Below are 15,886 nucleotides of genomic sequence, written 5' to 3' on the forward strand. Positions count from 1 at the left end.
GACTTCGAAAGGTTGAAGCGAAACGGGCCTAGGGAAGCCTACTTGCTGGAGGCTTTCGGCTTCTTCTTCCGCAGGCGGACGCCCGCGCCGTCGCCGTTTTCTTCGACGAAGATGACGCCGGCCCCTTCGAGCGCTCGCTTAATCGCCTCAAGCGTCACATAGCGCGGCTCGGTCTCGCCGCGTTCAAACGTGCGCACGGTCACGATGCCAATTCTTGCGATATCGGCGAGCTGCTGCTGCGACCATGCGAGAAGTCCGCGCGCTGCGCGGCATTGAGCTGGAGTGATCATGGCCGTGAGATAGCACAAGGCGTCTCAAAACGATAGATCTATCTAAAATGCTTGCTCATAGGAAAGTCGTCCTGTATGGATGATGTTGTCTAATTTAGATAGTTTAGTGGAGCGTACCATGCAGACAACGTGCAGCCAGAACCACAGCCTTTCCTCCTCCCGCAAATCAGCTGAGTCGCACGGAGAAACCTTTCCCAGCTCCGTCGCTGAACTGCGGGTGCGCATATGCGACGAAGTCAAACTCTTCCATCGATCGGTGGTGCCGGCAGCGGGCTGTTCAATCGGCCCTACCTCGCTTGTCGCCGTGGTCTCCAGGCTCAACGATGCTGTCGGTCGAGCGAACGCTCACGATGCCTTGTATGAGGCTGAGATGTCGACAGCCGACGAAAATCGCCAGGGCCAGTTGGAGGAGATCAGCGAAGCGAACTGCGTCGAGCGAAGCGATCTTGAGGACCAGATCAAGCTGGCACCCATCAGATCGATTGGTGATCTTGTCGTCCTCGCCAAGCTTGCCGAGCACCAGCATTTCTATGGTCAGATGGACGACGACATGCCGGTGCTTCTTGCCGACACGATTTTGCGGATGTTCTCAGGAAGGGGGTTTCGCGATCAAGCTGACGGGAAGTGCGCAGATCGGCCCATTGACCTCGATGGCCGGGATGCTGGCCAGCACCGGAACGAGCCAGTCCCTAGACTCTCACCGACGTCTCCGGATCTCGACGAAGTAAGCGACGCAGTCGAGCAACTGCACGTCGATGACGATTTGGAGGAGGACGAAACCGAGCTGCTGCGTCGGAGGACTCGCATCAACCATCTCTCGCTTATCGATAGCTCAAAGCTCAGCGCAGGCATGGCCAAGCTCTGGAGCGAGCTCTGTGAGCGCGATCGCATGGACGAGGACATGTACAGTGAAGAGGAACACGCCGAAGAGCATGAGCGCCTGTATCGCATCTGGGAAGCTCTGCGCGACGGCAACCTCAGGCGACACCGGGAAATCATCCGGGAGATCGTCGCCTCCAGTCCGCAGACCATCGGCGATCTTGCGCTCAAGTGTCTTATCGTTTGGCACGAGTATCAGAACGGCACGCCAAACTATGCGTGCGCAGCGATGGCAGCAGAGCGCGCGCTCTCGTATGCAGGGATGCTCCCAGCGCCAGTCGTATATCAACGTGGCGGCAATTCGCCGAATAACTTCGCCCTGCTCTACGAGGAGGGCATGGCATCATGAGAGCGATCAACACGTTGTCGGATCTCATCGACTGCATCGGTGGCATCGGCTGGGTCGCGGACTACTGCATGACCAGGCCGCCTGAGGTCCAACGCTGGATCGAGAGGGGCTTTGTTGCGCCCGGCTGGCATTTGCGGTTTTTGGCCTTCGCGCTGGCAAACGGTGGAACCTTCGATCAAGCCGGCCTGGAACGCGTCTTCGGTCTCTGCTCGGAAGACGCCAAGACCCTAGCCGTTGCTCTGTCCAGAAGGGGCTGATCATGCCGCGTGTTCGTCGCCCAGCGTCGTTTTCGCTCAAGGAGAGAGTTGAGCGCGCTGTTGATACCATCGAGCGTATCGAACTTCTGATTGGCTCGGCCATGCACTTTGACGACCATCGCCGTGACAATCCTCAAGCTGCCAATCATGTGATTGTCGCGCATGAGATGATCCGGGATCAGCTGCAGGCCTTGAGGCAGGAGCTATACGGTCCAGCGCTGGGCCCCTGACATGGAGGGGCCCATGGAAGAGCGGCTTGCAGCGCTCGAGAGCAAGGTGGCGGAGCTCGAAGCTTCCGCCGACGATGCCGAGATGCAGTACGTGACGCTGAAGACATCCTTCATCAAGAACTGCGGGCCTATGGCTGCGGCAATGGGCGTCACGCCAGACCGGTTGCGCGATATCCGCGACGAGATGAGCGTGGCCGCCGCGTGGCTTACCTTCTTGGGTGTGGCGCCAGAGTTATCGGACCGCCGGGGCGACGTTCTGAGCCGGGAGTTCGACGACATCTTCACCAGGCTTATGCGCGAGCTTGAGGCCACCCGAGCAGCAAAGCCGCCAGAGCCTCTCAATCGCTTCGAAGCCATGGCGGATCTCGTGTCAGCGGCAGGCGTCCAACTCTCTGAGACCCAGCGCTTGCGGCTGGCTCGGATCTTGCAAAGCGGCGTCAGGAAGCTCGCGAAAGCTGAGCTTGCGAGCGAGCTGGAGTGGATGCTGACTATGTGTGATCTTCACGCAGAGGACGCCAAGACTCCTGAGGACAAAGCGCGGTTCGAGGAAATGGCGCGGTACATGCGCCAACGGATCGCGGCGTTGACATAGCGATAATGCTCAGACCATCTCAATCGGCGGCGCGGTCTTAATTTTCTGGATGAAACCCAATCTCTCGTCCAATCCTGCGGCACGACGCAAGAGTTCCAACAGTCCCCCTACGCCCTCGCGGCAAGCGTTCAGGATTTGAACGGCTTCCTTCATGCTCAACGAGTACAGCGGTTCTCGCGGATGGACGTATCTATTCCTTTCCCGACGTAAGGCTTGAAAATCGGACCAACGCTTGGATTTGCCGAAGTCGGGCAATGACTTCCCACACAATCCGAACCAAGCTTCAATCCGCTTCTCTAGCGACCCTACGTTGCGGATCTGTTCAAAATGCTTGTTCTCTAGAAGATTCGGTTTCCGCTCTGCCATCACGAAAGTTGCGTGACCCAGGAAAGCATCAAGCAGTGATATGGAGACCTGCAGATAGGTTCTGTATGCTCGCGCAACGGCAACAAGGCTATCCGTGCCACTGGCGTCGACCGCTTCCTTGCGGAAATGAAGAATGTCGGAGGCGAGCACGTCAACTGGTGGTTCAAGTATCCCATACGCATCGATCGATTGTGTAAGCGAACCGATCGTCATCGTTGCCTTCAGATGCTTGCTCGATATGCCCAAAGAAAATCCGGGCGGCATCAGCGGATCAGAGTTGTCGAAGAGGCTTTGCAGGTTTCGCGGCACACCGGTTTCACGGGCCAATTGAATTTCGTTGCGGAGATCGACACGCAGGATTCCAGACGATGTGTCCAGTGTAGCGACCTTACCGGTGGCGACCTTAGTGCCGAAATTGGTCACGCCAAATTGTGTAGCCAGTTTCCTCACGTACTCCCGGGCATCCTCCTCGGAACGGTGATAGGGAGCAATTTTCAGCATCTTTCGCATTCTTCGCTCGGGGCAAGAGGGGCTCGAAGATCTACTGGTGCGGATGGTGATGATATGCGCTGAGCGGATGCGGCCACGCTACTCCCGCTCCGACTGAGAATGGCGAGGGTTTCGATTTCTCGTCACCCACAACCTGCCAGACCAGCACCACCAGCGTGCTCTATGATCAGCCCGTAGATGACGGGCAGTAGGGCTTCGAACCCTGTTTCTCATCCGGAGCTCGGTCAGCGAGGGGGAGTCGAACCCCGCCACGTGTGAAGAATAGGCTGATTCCCGGAGTGTCGCGGCGATCAGATGGTACTGGGGCATCCGAAAATCGAGCACGCGAGGAGTGGTGAGGCTGTGCCAGATCGGCCTCAAAACTTGATCTGCTCGTGGTCGCTGATCTCCAGGCACACCGCCCGGCGCGGTTCAGGGGGGATGCGCCGCTGCCGACTTCAGCATTACCCAAGCAATTGCAACGATGTAGAAACAACACAATTGGCCCGTGCGCGGTTGTCGAGCGGCGCTCAACTATCCACCGCAAAGAGTTGCTGCCCCCTGCCTGCCGCTTGTCCCTCCGGGTAGCTTCCGAGCGTCAGCGGCAACCTCACGGAGGTAGCAAATCGAAATGGAGAAAGATCAGGCGACGCACTCGCGCCTACCTCCTTGCAAGCTTGCCGCTGTAGCGGGTGGCGGCGATGGGGCGCACACCGGCGAGGCGGTAGATAAAAGCGCTACATCTACTACGCCCGAAAGCCGACAAATCATTCCGCTCGAAACACGCTACCAGACGTCGAAGGAGATGCTCCTTGCTGTTCTTGAACGGCAGTATTCTTATGGAAGATGGCTTCTCGCATCGTTGCTGACAGTCCACGCGGGGTCGCTTCTTGCTATTTCGCAGGCTGGAAGCGTGAAGGAAGCTCTCTATAAATCTTGCGGTCCCCTGCTCATTTATGGGGTGGCCGCGACCCTGACCGCAGGTGGCCTTGCGTGGGTCAATTATTCCGTGATCGCTAACGCTTGTGCGTTTGCAATGAAAGACCTCCGAGATGGCCGCGAGCCAACACCAACAACGCTGAAGAAGGTTCTTGCCGGTCTAACGTTTTGGGTAACGCCGTTCGTGGCGAGTGTTTCGCTGGGCCTGTTTATCGCCGCAGCATGGCGAGCAATGGATGTGTTCGCAAAGGCCTTGCCATCTGCCTTGCCTCCGACGTAGGCGTTTTCGCTGTCGTGCGTCAGCCTTGTGAGGGGAGCCTCTTAAACCAAAGTGGCGAGGATTATTGCGACAATCTCGGCACGCCGAGGGAGAAGCGCAGAACCGAGTGTCCGTCAGGACTAAGCGTGAGCTGGCCCGCCATGACTCGAGCTGCAAAGGAGAGGCGAGCTCGCGAGTATCTTGCTCGATCGGTCGAGCGCGAGTGTCAGAAGGCAGCGTCACGAACTCGCCCGGTCCAGAAGCCACGAAGCCGCATAAGCTCCGACCGCGAGCGCGACCAGAAAGACAGCCGCAAGCATCAGCCACCACCATGCCGGCCGAGGCGCTGGGGAGCGCCCGCAGATTGAGATCGCAATGGGTGACAAGGGGAGAGATTGCGGACATCCCAGATGATTTGGGGCCGAACGCGATGAAGTCTCGATGCGAGGCGCACGACAGTGTAGATCTCGCTTGGCTGAGCGGCACCGGGGCATATGACGATCGAACCAAGCGGGCCTGGACATACAGCAGCGGATTGCGGATCGCAGCTTATCTCCAGCCTTGGGCGGCAGTGCTTGAGGTCGCGGGAAACTCCCATCGCATTGCCCTTACGTACACCGCCACGCGCTTCGGCGGCCGGCGCCAATGGTTCTCGTGTCCGCGCTGCCAGACAGCCCGACGCGTTCTCTACTTCAGCAAGGACGGCTTCGCCTGCCGTCAGTGCCTGGACCTTCGCTATGAGTCGGAGCGCGAGGATGGACTCTCTCGTCATCTCCGCCGGCATCGGAAGCTGCGCAAGCGCCTTGGTAGCCACATCAAAGAGCCCTTCCCCGCAAAACCGAAGCGAATGCGGTGGAAGCGCTATCGCGAACTCGAGGCCAGGGATCGTCAGATGCGCGCCGGCCTTGCTGCTGCGTTTGCCTCTTCCTCAATGAGCCGCAGCCTCGAAAGGATAAGGCGGCTGGCATTGCGCCGAGCGGAGCGCGGCTGCTAGCCTCTCCCAATTGATGTTCTGGATTGAGGGGGCAGCGTCATGCGGACGCTCGTTGCTGCCATTGTCATTGTGCTTTTTGGCGGCGCAAGCGTCTGGCGAACGATCACCGAGCGGATTCAGGAGCGGACGCCGGGATACAATTGGGGAGAGTATGGCGGCTTCTTGATTATTGCCGCGCTCCTTGCGGCGCTCTCAGTGATGTTGGCACCCTGGCTAGCGGACTGGGATCAGCTCCCTAGTCACCTCGTCCCGATCGCTGCATTGGCCGGAACGGTCCTATGGCCAGTCTACGCCGCCGCAAGGCACAAACATCGGCAAGATAAGTTGCTCGACCGCATACGGGCGGTCTTTGTGCTTTCGACGACGAATCTCACGCAAGAGCGCGAGTGCCAAGCGCGCGAGGGCCTCTGTCTGATACGGAGGCTAGAGCGGCGCTGGAGGTACGGCGCGAGCTATCCATACCGGCTGGCGCTAATGTCGTCGGTGATCCTGACGAACGTCGGGATCGCTCTGGTGTACCTCATTGGCACGACACACCTGAACTCTCAGACGCACTATCACGTCCAGCCGCTCCGTGAGACCTTACGCATCCACTGGGAGTCGCCTTTTCTTTGGCCCCTGGTGATCGGGTTCGCAGTGGCATTTGCTCTGCCGCCTTCCATTGAGGCTTTCCGCATCACCGCACGTCAATGGTCGGAGTTCTACGGCGATCGGTTGGAGGCGATACTCAAGGCCGGCCGAGGGGTTGAGGCGGCTCCACAGCATGAGGGGCCCGAACTGCCACCTGACGGGGCAAGCGCACTCGAGTTGCTCGGGCTCAATCCAGGTTTTACCAAGCAAGAATTGCGGAAGGCGTGGCTGCGCCTCGCGCGCGAGCTGCACCCTGATAGATGGTCCGCATCGGGGGCGGGCGTCCGCTCAATGAAGGAGGCGGCTCTCAAGAGGGTCAACGCGGCGCGGGACGAGCTGGCTGGTCTGGCTAGGTGAGCGTCATCGGGGCAAGTTGCTCTGCGGGGTTACGGGCACCGTGAGTAGAGACGGTTGCAATCTGCTCCCCCTCAACCGCGTTCCCACGTGGGAACGAATGGGAACAAATAATACATTGATATTACTGTGAATTCCCGCCGTCCCCGCGTTCCCGCCTCAAAACATAGGATGGGAGGGGAATGAGTTTTGGGACTCCATAAAAAGGGGGGAGCAGCGGTTTTTGCGACGCCATAAAAAGGGAGAGGCTCATTGAGGTGGGAGTGCTAGTAAGCGCTCTCGGCGGTAGGCCTCACCTGTCTCGCCGAGCGAGTTCTGACAAGCCCTCGTGGCGCGCTTGCGGAGTCCATAACGGGCCACGTGCGTCCATTCCAGTGCGCTCCTATCCATGCTATTACTGGGGCATATACTGGGGTAGTACGAAGGCGCTGGCTCTTAATTAGCTGTAATTACACGACTTTTCATCGAGATTTGGTGGAGAGGGTTGGATTCGAACCAACGTAGGCGAAGCCAACGGATTTACAGTCCGTCCCCTTTAGCCACTCGGGCACCTCTCCACGCACAGCAACGGGCAGCCAAACCGCTGAAGGAGGCTCGAGCCTCCCGGTCTCGTCCGGTGCTGGAAGCCCGCCTTATCGGGGCCTCAGCGCGCCCTGTCAATGCCTATCAGGCATCTGAGGGCGCGCCCTTGGTATTCAGCCGGCCGCCTTGTCGCGGAGTGGCACGACATTGTGCATGGATGTCGCACCCTGGGAGAGGAAGCGCTTGATATTCCGCGCCGCCTGGCGGATGCGGTGCTCGTTCTCGACGATGGCAATGCGGACATAGCCCTCGCCGTGCTCGCCGAAGCCGATGCCAGGCGCGACGGCGACTTCCGCCTTCTCGACCAGCAGCTTGGAGAACTCGAGGCTCCCAACCTCCCGGAAGGCCTCCGGGATCGGCACCCAGGCGAACATCGAGGCTTCGGGCGGGGAGAAGTCCCAGCCTGCATTGGAGAAGCTCTCGACCAGTACATCCCTGCGGCGCTTGTAGATCGAGCGCATCTCGTGGATGCAGTCGTCGGGGCCATTCAGTGCCGCTGCTGCTGCAACCTGGATCGGCGTGTAGGCGCCATAGTCGAGGTAGCTTTTCACGCGCGCGAGCGCGGCGAGCAGGCGCTCGTTGCCGACCGCAAAGCCCATGCGCCAGCCGGCCATGGAGAAGGTCTTGGACATCGAGGTGAACTCGACGGCGACGTCCATCGCGCCCGGCACCTGGAGGAGCGAGGGCGGGGGATTGTTGTCGTCGAAATAGACCTCGGCATAGGCGAGATCCGAAAGCAGGATGAGCTCGTTCTGCTTCGCGAACTGGACGAGCTCGCGGTAGAAATCGAGGCTCGCGATATGCGCCGTCGGGTTCGCCGGATAGCACACCACGAGCGCGATCGGCTTCGGGATCGAGTGCTTCACGGCCCGCTCGAGGGCCGGGAAGAAGGCCGGCGTCGGCTCGGCCGGGACCGAGCGAATGACGCCGCCCGCCATGAGGAAGCCGAAGGCGTGGATCGGGTAGCTCGGGTTCGGCACGATCACCACGTCGCCCGGCGCGGTGATCGCCTGGGCCATGTTGGCGAAGCCTTCCTTCGAGCCGAGCGTGGCGACGACCTGCGTGTTCGGGTTGAGCTTCACGCCGAAGCGGCGGCCGTAATAGCTGGCCTGGGCCTTCAGCAGGCCGTTGATGCCCTTCGAGGCCGAATAGCGGTTCGTCCGCGGCTTGGCCACCGTCTCGATGAGCTTGTCGTTAATGTGCTTGGGCGTCGGTAGGTCGGGATTGCCCATGCCGAGATCGATGATGTCGGCGCCACGAGCTCGAGCCTGTGCCTTGAGCCGGTTCACTTCCGCAAAGACATAGGGCGGGAGGCGCTTGATGCGATGGAAATCCTCGATCACGGCGGAACCTCGATTTGGTCAAGGGGCTTACTTGTGGCCGGCTGCCCGCCCCGATCGATCGCGGGCGGGGATGGGCCGGTCGGCACGATCTACTCTATCGCGCGGATTCCCGCCAGAGTGAGGCGGAAAGGCGGCGTGCGCACTATATCGTAAGCATGGGCGCGTCCCTCGATTGCCAGGGCCGGAGGCCCCCGTTAAGACTTGGCCCTACGTGCGCTGATTGGTCTCGCGCGGCCCCGGGGGGAATCACGCCTAGTGCGAGGTGGCTTCGACCGGTGGCGTGCCCCGCCTGGAATGCCCGCATGCCCAAGAAATCCCCGGAAGTGCCAGCAAAGTCCCCTGCAACCCGAGTGGACTGGACCCAATACATGGTCAACGATCCGGAAGCCTTCGCGCGCAACATGGTGCGCCTCGTCGAGGAGGGCGGCAAGGCCTGGGCGGCGCTGATCGAGCGTTCGGAAAAGACCAACGGCGCCCTGAGCCCGCCGAGCGACATCAACGAGGCGACGCACATCGTCGGCGAGATCGTCCGGCAATGGTGGAGCGACCCTGTCCGGGCCGCCGAATCGCAAAGCGATCTCCTGCGCGGCTACGTGGACGTGTGGAACACGACCATGCGCCGCATGATGGGCGAGGAGGTCGAGGACGTCGCCAAGCCCGAGGCGGGCGATGCCCGTTTCCGGGACGCGGAGTGGACCAGCAATCCCTATTTCGATTTCTGGAAGCAGGCCTATCTCGTGACTTCGCACTGGGCCGAGAAGATCATCGACGATACGGATGGCTTCGACGAGCGCACGCGCCAGCGCGCGGAGTACTACTTCCGTCAGGTCGCGAGCGCGCTCTCGCCGTCGAACTTCCCGCTGACAAACCCGGAAGTCCTGCGCGAGACGTTCAAGTCGAACGGCGAGAACCTCGTGCGCGGCGTCATCAACCTGATCACGGATCTCGAGTCCTCGGGCGATCTCCTCAAGATCAGCCAGACGGACACGAATGCTTTCGAGGTCGGCCGCAACTTGGCTGTGACGCCGGGCAAGATCGTTTTCCAGAACGACATCTTCCAGCTCATCCAGTACGCGCCCTCGACGCCCAAGGTGCGCGAGGTGCCGCTGCTGATCGTGCCGCCGTGGATCAACAAGTTCTACATCCTCGATCTCACCGAGCAGAAGTCGTTCATCCGCTACATCGTCTCGCAGGGCTTCACCGTCTTCGTCGTGTCGTGGGTCAATCCCGACAAGCGTCTCTCGCACAAGACCTTCGAGGACTACATGCGCGAGGGCATCCACGCCGCGACCGATGCCGTGCAGCGCGAGACCGGCGTCGAGAAGATCAATATCGTCGGCTACTGCGTCGGCGGCACGCTGCTCGCGACGACGCTCGCCTATGACGCCGCGACGGGACGCGACAACTACAACTCGGCGACGTTCTTCGCCGCCCAGGCGGACTTCACCAAGGCCGGTGACCTCCTGCTCTTCATCGACGATGCGCAGCTCAAGGCGCTCGAGGAAATGATGGCCGAGCGGGGCTACCTCGACGGCTCGCGCATGGCGACGGTCTTCAATCTGCTGCGTCCGCGCGACCTCATCTGGCCGTACATCGTCAACAACTACATGCTCGGCAAGACGCCCTTCCCGTTCGATCTCCTGTACTGGAACCAGGACTCGACGCGGATGCCGCCCGCCAATCACAGCTTCTATCTGCGCGAGTTCTACAAGGACAACAAGCTCTCCAAGGGCGAGCTGAAGATCGGCGGCATCACGCTCGACATGAGCAAGGTCAAGCTGCCGGTCTACGAGCTTGCCGCGCGCGAGGATCACATTGCGCCGGCGAAGTCGGTCTTCATCAGCTCGCGGCTGTTCGGCGGGCCCGTCGACTACGTGATGGCCGGTTCGGGCCACATCGCGGGCGTGATCAATCCTCCGCTCGAGGGCAGGCCGCCCAAGTACCAGTTCTGGACGAACCCCGACCGCGTGGACAAACTCGAGGAATGGCTCGAGGGTGCGAAGGAGACGCCGGGCTCCTGGTGGCCGCACTGGATGAGCTGGCTCAAGAAGCGCTCGGGCGGGACGATCGCCGCACGCGAGCCCGGCGCCACGCTCGGCGTGATCGAGGATGCCCCCGGCTCCTACGTGCGCGCTAAATCCTGATCCACTTCTCCCTCTCCCCGCGTGCGGGGAGAAGATCGGGATGAGGGGCGGCCGCATACGCTGTCGTCGGCGTATGCCGTAGCCCCTCACCCTAGCCCTCTCCCCGCACGCGGGGAGAGGGAAAAGCGATCACGCCTTGTTGCGGTTGAAGACGTACGAGGCGAGCATCCCGGCGCCGACGGCAATGAGCACAGTGAACACGCCGTAGAAGAACGGGTGATCGAAGGCAAAGCGGTGGACGAAGTGCTCAAGCCCCTCGCGCTCGAGATCGAGCTTCGTCGTGTAGGTGCTCAAGAGCTCGCCATCCCGGAAGAGATAGACGCGTGTCTCGAACGCGCCGACGGTGACCGTCGCCGGCATGTCGAAGGCCGAGCGGAAGAGGCTGCGCCCGACGAAGGCGACGCCGTACTCGTCCTGCTGATAGAGGCGCTCGTGCTGTTTGAGGCGCACGACGGCATCACGCCATTCCTTGATCTCGGGCGCCGTGAGATTGCGCGCCGAGCGGTGGAACGTCATGGGCACGAAATCGAAGCCGATGCCGCTCGACTTCAGCACGTCGTCGGAGGCGACCTCGTCGAGCGGGCGCGTCGAGCTGATGGCGTAGTAGCTCGGCACGCTCGTGAAGGTCACCGACGAGGTGTTGATCCAGAGGCCACCGACATTGCTCTTCTTGCGTGCGACGAGGCGCGAGGGCGCTCCCGAGATCACGATCACGACGTCGTAGAGGCCGGACTCCGCGCTCACCTGGCGGCTGTTGTCGACGGCGCCGAACACGATGATGCCCGTGCCGGAAAACGTAGACGTCACCGCGATGCGCCGGGTCGAGACATCGGCGTGCACGGACTCGCGCGGCAGTGGCGGCGCCTCCGGCGGGCGGGTTTCCTGAGCCGGCGCGGGGGCGGGCGGCGGAACCTGTGCCGGCGGCGCCGGCTGTGTCGGCACGGACGGGGGCTGTGAGGGGGCGGGCCGCTGCGCAATGGCCGCCCCGGCGAGCACGCACGCCGTCAGCACGCCAATGGCGATGGATGCGATGGTGCGGCGATGCCGGCGCCGTGCGCTCCCCATCACGGCCTCCCGAGCGCCGTAAGCGAGAAGAGCTCACCCGGGTGCACCACGAGGCTCCACGCGAGCCGAAGTGCGACCAGCAGCACGATGCCGGCGAGGAGGAAGCGCAACTGCTCGCCCTTGAGCCGTTGGCCGGCGATCGCGCCGAATTGTGCGCCGATCACGCCGCCGACGATCAGCAGCAGGGCCAGGGTCGCATCCACGGTCTGGTTCTGGGTCGCGTGCAGGATGGTCGTTGCGGCGGTGACGAACGTAATCTGGAAGAGTGACGTGCCGACGACGACGTTGGTCGGCACCTTGAGCAGGTAGATCATGGCCGGGACCATGATGAAGCCGCCGCCGACGCCCATGATGGCCGCGAGAAAGCCGACGAACACGCCGAGGGTGAGCGGCGGGATCGCGCTGATATAGAGCTTCGAGCGGTGGAAGCGCATCTTGAGCGGCAGGCGGTGCACCCAGTTGTGCTGCCCGCGCTGGCGGCTTGCCACCACGATGCCGGACTGCGCCTGGCGGATCGCGTTGATGCTCTCGATCATCATGAGCGTGCCGATGACGCCGAGCATGGTCACGTAGCTGAGGATGACGAAGAGATCGAACTGGCCGACACGGCGCAGCGCCTTCACGGCCTCGACGCCAAACACCGAGCCGACGATGCCGCCCGCCAGCAGGATGGTGCCCATCTTGAAGTCGATGTTCCGCCGCCGCCACTGCGCGAGCGCGCCCGAGACCGACGAGGCGACGATCTGCGCCGCCTCCGTTCCGACGGCGACCGCCGAGGGCACGCCGGTGAAGATCAGGAGCGGCGTCATCAGGAAACCGCCGCCAACCCCGAACATGCCCGACAGAAAGCCGACCGACGCGCCCATCCCGATGAACAGGAAGAGGTTGGCGGACATCTCGGCGATCGGCAGATAGATGTTCATCAGGCGGCGCCGGATCCGAGCGGGGGGCAGCAGGGCTGGGCGAGGGGCACGCCAAAGACAACATCGTCGCCCAGGTGGGAGCCTGAGCTTCGTGGCGACCGGGCGCGTTCTCGGGACGAATACCGGCTGCTATAAGCCCTCACTATGCCCGGCGCGTCAATGCGTTGTTGAGAGCAATTGTTCCGTTTTTCAACGGTGGTGAGGGATGGCGGAGCGCTATGCGCGCCGCGGCTTCCTGCAGCCCTGATGCACCAGTCTTTTCCAGCGGCGCGCGCCCGCCTCTACTGGCGTACGGGCTGCCATGCCTGGCCGGCCACCCGCGCGTCGTTGGCCTCCGGCTCGACGGCCTTGGCGCGCCACTGGATGACGAGGGCATCGGCCGCGCGCATGCTGGCGCCGTCGAGCTTGGCGCGGACCACATCGCGACGGCGCGTCGCATCCTTGTCGCCGCTGCGCGCAGCAAGCGAGTACCACTTGTAGGCCTCGAGGTTGTTGGTGGGAACACCAAGGCCGCTCTCGTAGAGAATGCCGAGATTGTACTGGCTGTCGGCGAGGCCGCGGCTCGCAGCCTCCGTGAACCATTGGACGGCTGAGGCATAGTCGGGCTTGGCGCCGGGACGGCCGGCGCTCAGTACGGCAAGATTGTGCATCGCACGGAGATTGCCCTGCTCGGCGGCGCGGCCGTACCAGACGCGGGCACGGGCCGGATCAGTGGCCACGCCGAGGCCGCGCTCGTAGAGCGTGGCGAGCCGGTACTGCGCGGTCGCGAAGCCTTGCGTGGCAGCGCGCTGGTACCAGGTTGCGGCCTGGGCGAAGTCCTGCGGCACGCCCTTCCCTTCGGCAAAGCGGGCCGCCACCTCGAACTGGGCGCGCGGATCGCCCTTGGAGGCGGCATGGCGCAGCGAGAGCGGGCCGATCATGGCCGGCGGCATCTCTACAGACCGGGACATGGTGGGGCCTTGAGGCGCGCTCGGGGCCGCCTGCGGATCAGGTGCGCCCGCGCCCTGCCCGACGGCCGCGAGCAGATCGGCCGTCGAGGGCATCGGCGGCGGGACGTGCGCGGGCTGCTGGTCGACGCGGGTGGTGAGGCTCGCGGGCTGAACTTGCCCACCGGTGCCGGTATCGTCCGCATTGGCGGCGTCACCGCGCTCGATGGACGGGCCGGTGCTGGTGGCCCCCGAAAGGCTGCCCTGCTGCTTTTCCACGGTGGCCTGTGCCGGTGGGCTTACGGGAGCTGGATCGGCGCCGCGCATGGCGCCGAGGCCGAAGCTCGGCACGAGCCCGCGCAGGCTCGACCCCGCGACGAGCCAGAAGCCGGCCAGCAGGAATACGGCGAAGCTCGTTGCGATCAGGATGCCGGAACGCGACACGGTCCGCGCGGCAGGCGCGCGGGGCGTGGGGGGCGCCTCGTTCGAGACCTTCTCGGCCGCGCGCCGCGCCATGGCGATCAGCGCCTGACGATCGAGATCGCCGCTCATGGGCGGCTTCGCCGGGGGAACGCCCTGGGGCTCGGCGCGGACGCTTGCCGCAGCCGGCAGCGGTGGATCGAGCTCGACAGCCAGCGGGCGAACAGTCGGCCTGTCGACAGCGGCCTGTACCGGCCGCTCCGTCGCCTCGGGGATGGCGGCGCGCGCAGTTTCCGGCGTCCGCACGGCGAAGACCTGGGGCTCTTGCGGCTCGGCTGGATGGGCCACGCTCGCCTGCATGAGGGCTTCGTGATTGGTGATCTGAGCGGCCTCGATGGCTTCGACGCGATCGATCAGATGCTGCATGGCCTGCTGCATCGTATCGAGGGCTTCGGCCGTCAGCGCGTCGCCCTGGCGCTGTTCGCCGATGAAGGCATCGAGCATCCCGGTCAGCTCGACGAGGCGCGGATCGCTGACCATGCCCTCGATTGTCGGCGAGGCTGGCATTTCACTGCGGATCGAGGCCGCAACGCGCTCGGCGGCCGATGCCGCGATCGCCGTCAGCTTCTCCTCTGTCGGCGCGAGCGCGCTGACGAGGCGCGTCACCTGCTCGTCCGAGAGGCTTTCGCGGAGATCATTGAGCCGGGTCTCGATCGCATCGAGGCGACCGAGCTGGCCCGTGGCGCGATCGAGTTGCGCGAAGAGATCGGTGATCTGGCGTTCGACGGTCTTCAGGGCCTCGGGATCGGAACCGGGCCGGCTGGTGATCGCATCGAGCGCGCGATCGAAGCGCTGCTCGAGCTGGTCGAAGCGCGCGCCGATGCTCAAGAGGGCGTTGTGCGGGTCGTGGGCGGCGAGCGACTGCTCGACGCGCTCGGCGATATTGGCGAAGCGTGCTTCGAGCCACGAGGGCTCGATGGTGCCCGCGGCTGGCGCTGCGGGCGTCTCTGCGGGCTTTGCGTGCGCGGCCGGCGGCGGCGTCAGAACCTGCTCGCCGGATTCGCCGAAGTCATAACGCGGCTGGGCTGACGGCGTCGCGGCGAACTCCGGTCCGCCGAAGTCATCGAGCGGGCCGCGCGAGGCTGGAGAGGCATCGTCCTCGCCGCGGTGTGCGCTCATGATGGCGCGGCGGACCTCGGAGCGCACGGTCTCGGGGAGCGCGCCGTCCGTCTCGTCAACGGGACGCGTTGCGCGGTAACGAACGGGCTCGGCGTCGCTCAGGCGCTCGGCAAAGGAGGACATCGCCGCTTCGATGCGGTCGATCGCAGCGCCATATTCGTGCGGAAGAGCGGGCTTTGCGGCGCTCGCGCGGTCGCCGAGCGCCGCGGCACGCCCATGCATGTCGTGCAGGGTCTCGGTGTGGCGCGCGCTCGCGCCCACGATCTCTTGGGCGAGGTTGTCCAGGAGGGACTTGAGGTCGGCCGCAGGTCCGTCGGCAGCGCTGTCGTGTGCGCCGGACTTTGCGATCTCATCGTGGCCTGCCATTTCCAATCCCCTAGCCGCGTGGGCGTCAACAGCACCTTCCTGTCGCGCGATCTCCCACAGTGGGATTGGGGACGAAGCCGGACAGCAATTTGTCCGGCTTCACGAGCGTCGGCAGTGATGCACTTTCGAGCCCCGACGCGGGACGAATCCATGGAGCAGCAATAACGACGCTCGCAAGGCACCGTAAACTTTTGGTTAAGCTCACGCGGAAAGAAGAACGGCCGCACCCCGCCGGGCAGAGCGGAGCACGACCGAACATCAATCTAAGCGGTGAACCTTGCGCGAGACGAGTCTCTCTCCCCGCAATCCT

General features: G+C 63.3%; 14 protein-coding genes and 1 tRNA gene. 8 read left to right on the forward strand and 7 right to left on the reverse strand.

Annotation, left to right across the window (positions count from 1 at the left end; all coding sequences use genetic code 11):
* Nucleotides 1–38 precede the first annotated feature (38 nt).
* Complete coding sequence (locus CS1BSM3_RS17600) at nt 39–290, reverse strand: helix-turn-helix domain-containing protein (protein ID WP_072393953.1); 252 nt, start codon at nt 288–290, stop codon at nt 39–41.
* Between the two features lie 118 nt (nt 291–408).
* On the opposite strand from CS1BSM3_RS17600, the gene CS1BSM3_RS17605 reads away from it, so the two are divergent.
* Genes CS1BSM3_RS17605 through CS1BSM3_RS17620 form a run of 4 tightly spaced genes read left to right on the forward strand, consistent with a single transcriptional unit; the run spans nt 409 to nt 2,597 of the window.
* A complete protein-coding gene (locus CS1BSM3_RS17605; RefSeq protein ID WP_143149256.1) occupies nt 409–1,518 on the forward strand; it encodes a hypothetical protein in 1,110 nt (369 codons plus the stop codon).
* On the forward strand, nt 1,515–1,775 hold the full coding sequence (locus tag CS1BSM3_RS17610; RefSeq protein WP_072389096.1) for a hypothetical protein: 261 nt from the start codon (nt 1,515–1,517) through the stop codon (nt 1,773–1,775). Before CS1BSM3_RS17605 ends, CS1BSM3_RS17610 begins: the two co-directional genes overlap by 4 nt.
* 2 nt (nt 1,776–1,777) lie before the next feature.
* Nucleotides 1,778–2,005, forward strand: a complete 228-nt coding sequence (locus CS1BSM3_RS17615; RefSeq protein WP_072389098.1) for a hypothetical protein — start codon at nt 1,778–1,780, stop codon at nt 2,003–2,005.
* Nucleotides 2,006–2,051: 46 nt separating this feature from the next.
* Nucleotides 2,052–2,597 carry a hypothetical protein gene (locus CS1BSM3_RS17620; RefSeq protein ID WP_143149257.1) on the forward strand — a complete coding sequence of 182 codons (546 nt, stop codon included), beginning with the start codon at nt 2,052–2,054 and terminating at the stop codon, nt 2,595–2,597.
* A 9-nt stretch (nt 2,598–2,606) separates the two neighbouring features.
* On the opposite strand, the gene CS1BSM3_RS17625 is transcribed toward CS1BSM3_RS17620, so the two are convergent.
* Nucleotides 2,607–3,473 carry a hypothetical protein gene (locus CS1BSM3_RS17625; RefSeq protein ID WP_072389102.1) on the reverse strand — a complete coding sequence of 289 codons (867 nt, stop codon included), beginning with the start codon at nt 3,471–3,473 and terminating at the stop codon, nt 2,607–2,609.
* A gap of 610 nt (nt 3,474–4,083) precedes the next feature.
* On the opposite strand from CS1BSM3_RS17625, the gene CS1BSM3_RS28065 reads away from it, so the two are divergent.
* From CS1BSM3_RS28065 to CS1BSM3_RS17635, 3 genes are all read left to right on the forward strand, one after another.
* Nucleotides 4,084–4,671: a hypothetical protein gene (locus CS1BSM3_RS28065; RefSeq protein ID WP_143149258.1), complete on the forward strand. Its 588-nt coding sequence runs from the start codon at nt 4,084–4,086 to the stop codon at nt 4,669–4,671.
* Nucleotides 4,672–4,981: 310 nt separating this feature from the next.
* Nucleotides 4,982–5,644, forward strand: a complete 663-nt coding sequence (locus tag CS1BSM3_RS17630; RefSeq protein ID WP_072389104.1) for a hypothetical protein — start codon at nt 4,982–4,984, stop codon at nt 5,642–5,644.
* Between the two features lie 39 nt (nt 5,645–5,683).
* A complete protein-coding gene (locus CS1BSM3_RS17635) occupies nt 5,684–6,631 on the forward strand; it encodes a J domain-containing protein (protein WP_072389106.1) in 948 nt (315 codons plus the stop codon).
* A gap of 469 nt (nt 6,632–7,100) precedes the next feature.
* Here CS1BSM3_RS17635 and CS1BSM3_RS17640 read toward each other — a convergent pair.
* Nucleotides 7,101–7,185: transfer RNA gene (locus CS1BSM3_RS17640), tRNA-Tyr, on the reverse strand.
* A gap of 138 nt (nt 7,186–7,323) precedes the next feature.
* A complete protein-coding gene (locus tag CS1BSM3_RS17645) occupies nt 7,324–8,550 on the reverse strand; it encodes an LL-diaminopimelate aminotransferase (RefSeq protein ID WP_072393956.1) in 1,227 nt (408 codons plus the stop codon).
* Nucleotides 8,551–8,855: 305 nt separating this feature from the next.
* Here CS1BSM3_RS17645 and phaC point away from each other — a divergent pair, with 305 nt between their 5' ends.
* Nucleotides 8,856–10,697: a PHA/PHB synthase family protein gene (gene phaC, locus CS1BSM3_RS17650; protein WP_072389108.1), complete on the forward strand. Its 1,842-nt coding sequence runs from the start codon at nt 8,856–8,858 to the stop codon at nt 10,695–10,697.
* Between the two features lie 129 nt (nt 10,698–10,826).
* Here the strand turns inward: phaC and CS1BSM3_RS17655 are convergent, their stop codons facing one another.
* From CS1BSM3_RS17655 to CS1BSM3_RS17665, 3 genes are all read right to left on the reverse strand, one after another.
* A complete protein-coding gene (locus tag CS1BSM3_RS17655) occupies nt 10,827–11,762 on the reverse strand; it encodes a TIGR02186 family protein (RefSeq protein ID WP_083528687.1) in 936 nt (311 codons plus the stop codon).
* Nucleotides 11,762–12,685 (reverse strand): sulfite exporter TauE/SafE family protein, encoded by a 924-nt coding sequence (locus CS1BSM3_RS17660; protein WP_072389110.1) that lies wholly within the window; start codon nt 12,683–12,685, stop codon nt 11,762–11,764. Before CS1BSM3_RS17660 ends, CS1BSM3_RS17655 begins: the two co-directional genes overlap by 1 nt.
* A gap of 281 nt (nt 12,686–12,966) precedes the next feature.
* Nucleotides 12,967–15,576: a tetratricopeptide repeat protein gene (locus tag CS1BSM3_RS17665; protein WP_072389112.1), complete on the reverse strand. Its 2,610-nt coding sequence runs from the start codon at nt 15,574–15,576 to the stop codon at nt 12,967–12,969.
* Between the last annotated feature and the right edge of the window lie 310 nt (nt 15,577–15,886).

This window comes from Hyphomicrobium sp. CS1BSMeth3, from assembly GCF_900117415.1.
Taxonomy (GTDB): domain Bacteria; phylum Pseudomonadota; class Alphaproteobacteria; order Rhizobiales; family Hyphomicrobiaceae.

Excerpts from the sequence above, each read along its gene's own strand:
- CS1BSM3_RS17600 (WP_072393953.1), bottom strand. The coding sequence starts at position 290 with ATGATCACTCCAGCTCAATGCCGCGCAGCGCGCGGACTTCTCGCATGG.
- CS1BSM3_RS17610 (WP_072389096.1), top strand. The coding sequence starts at position 1,515 with ATGAGAGCGATCAACACGTTGTCGGATCTCATCGACTGCATCGGTGGC.
- CS1BSM3_RS17630 (WP_072389104.1), top strand. The coding sequence starts at position 4,982 with ATGCCGGCCGAGGCGCTGGGGAGCGCCCGCAGATTGAGATCGCAATGG.
- CS1BSM3_RS17660 (WP_072389110.1), bottom strand. The coding sequence starts at position 12,685 with ATGAACATCTATCTGCCGATCGCCGAGATGTCCGCCAACCTCTTCCTG.
- CS1BSM3_RS28065 (WP_143149258.1), top strand. The coding sequence starts at position 4,084 with ATGGAGAAAGATCAGGCGACGCACTCGCGCCTACCTCCTTGCAAGCTT.
- CS1BSM3_RS17605 (WP_143149256.1), top strand. The coding sequence starts at position 409 with ATGCAGACAACGTGCAGCCAGAACCACAGCCTTTCCTCCTCCCGCAAA.
- CS1BSM3_RS17615 (WP_072389098.1), top strand. The coding sequence starts at position 1,778 with ATGCCGCGTGTTCGTCGCCCAGCGTCGTTTTCGCTCAAGGAGAGAGTT.
- phaC (WP_072389108.1), top strand. The coding sequence starts at position 8,856 with ATGCCCAAGAAATCCCCGGAAGTGCCAGCAAAGTCCCCTGCAACCCGA.
- CS1BSM3_RS17665 (WP_072389112.1), bottom strand. The coding sequence starts at position 15,576 with ATGGCAGGCCACGATGAGATCGCAAAGTCCGGCGCACACGACAGCGCT.
- CS1BSM3_RS17635 (WP_072389106.1), top strand. The coding sequence starts at position 5,684 with ATGCGGACGCTCGTTGCTGCCATTGTCATTGTGCTTTTTGGCGGCGCA.
- CS1BSM3_RS17625 (WP_072389102.1), bottom strand. The coding sequence starts at position 3,473 with ATGCGAAAGATGCTGAAAATTGCTCCCTATCACCGTTCCGAGGAGGAT.
- CS1BSM3_RS17655 (WP_083528687.1), bottom strand. The coding sequence starts at position 11,762 with ATGGGGAGCGCACGGCGCCGGCATCGCCGCACCATCGCATCCATCGCC.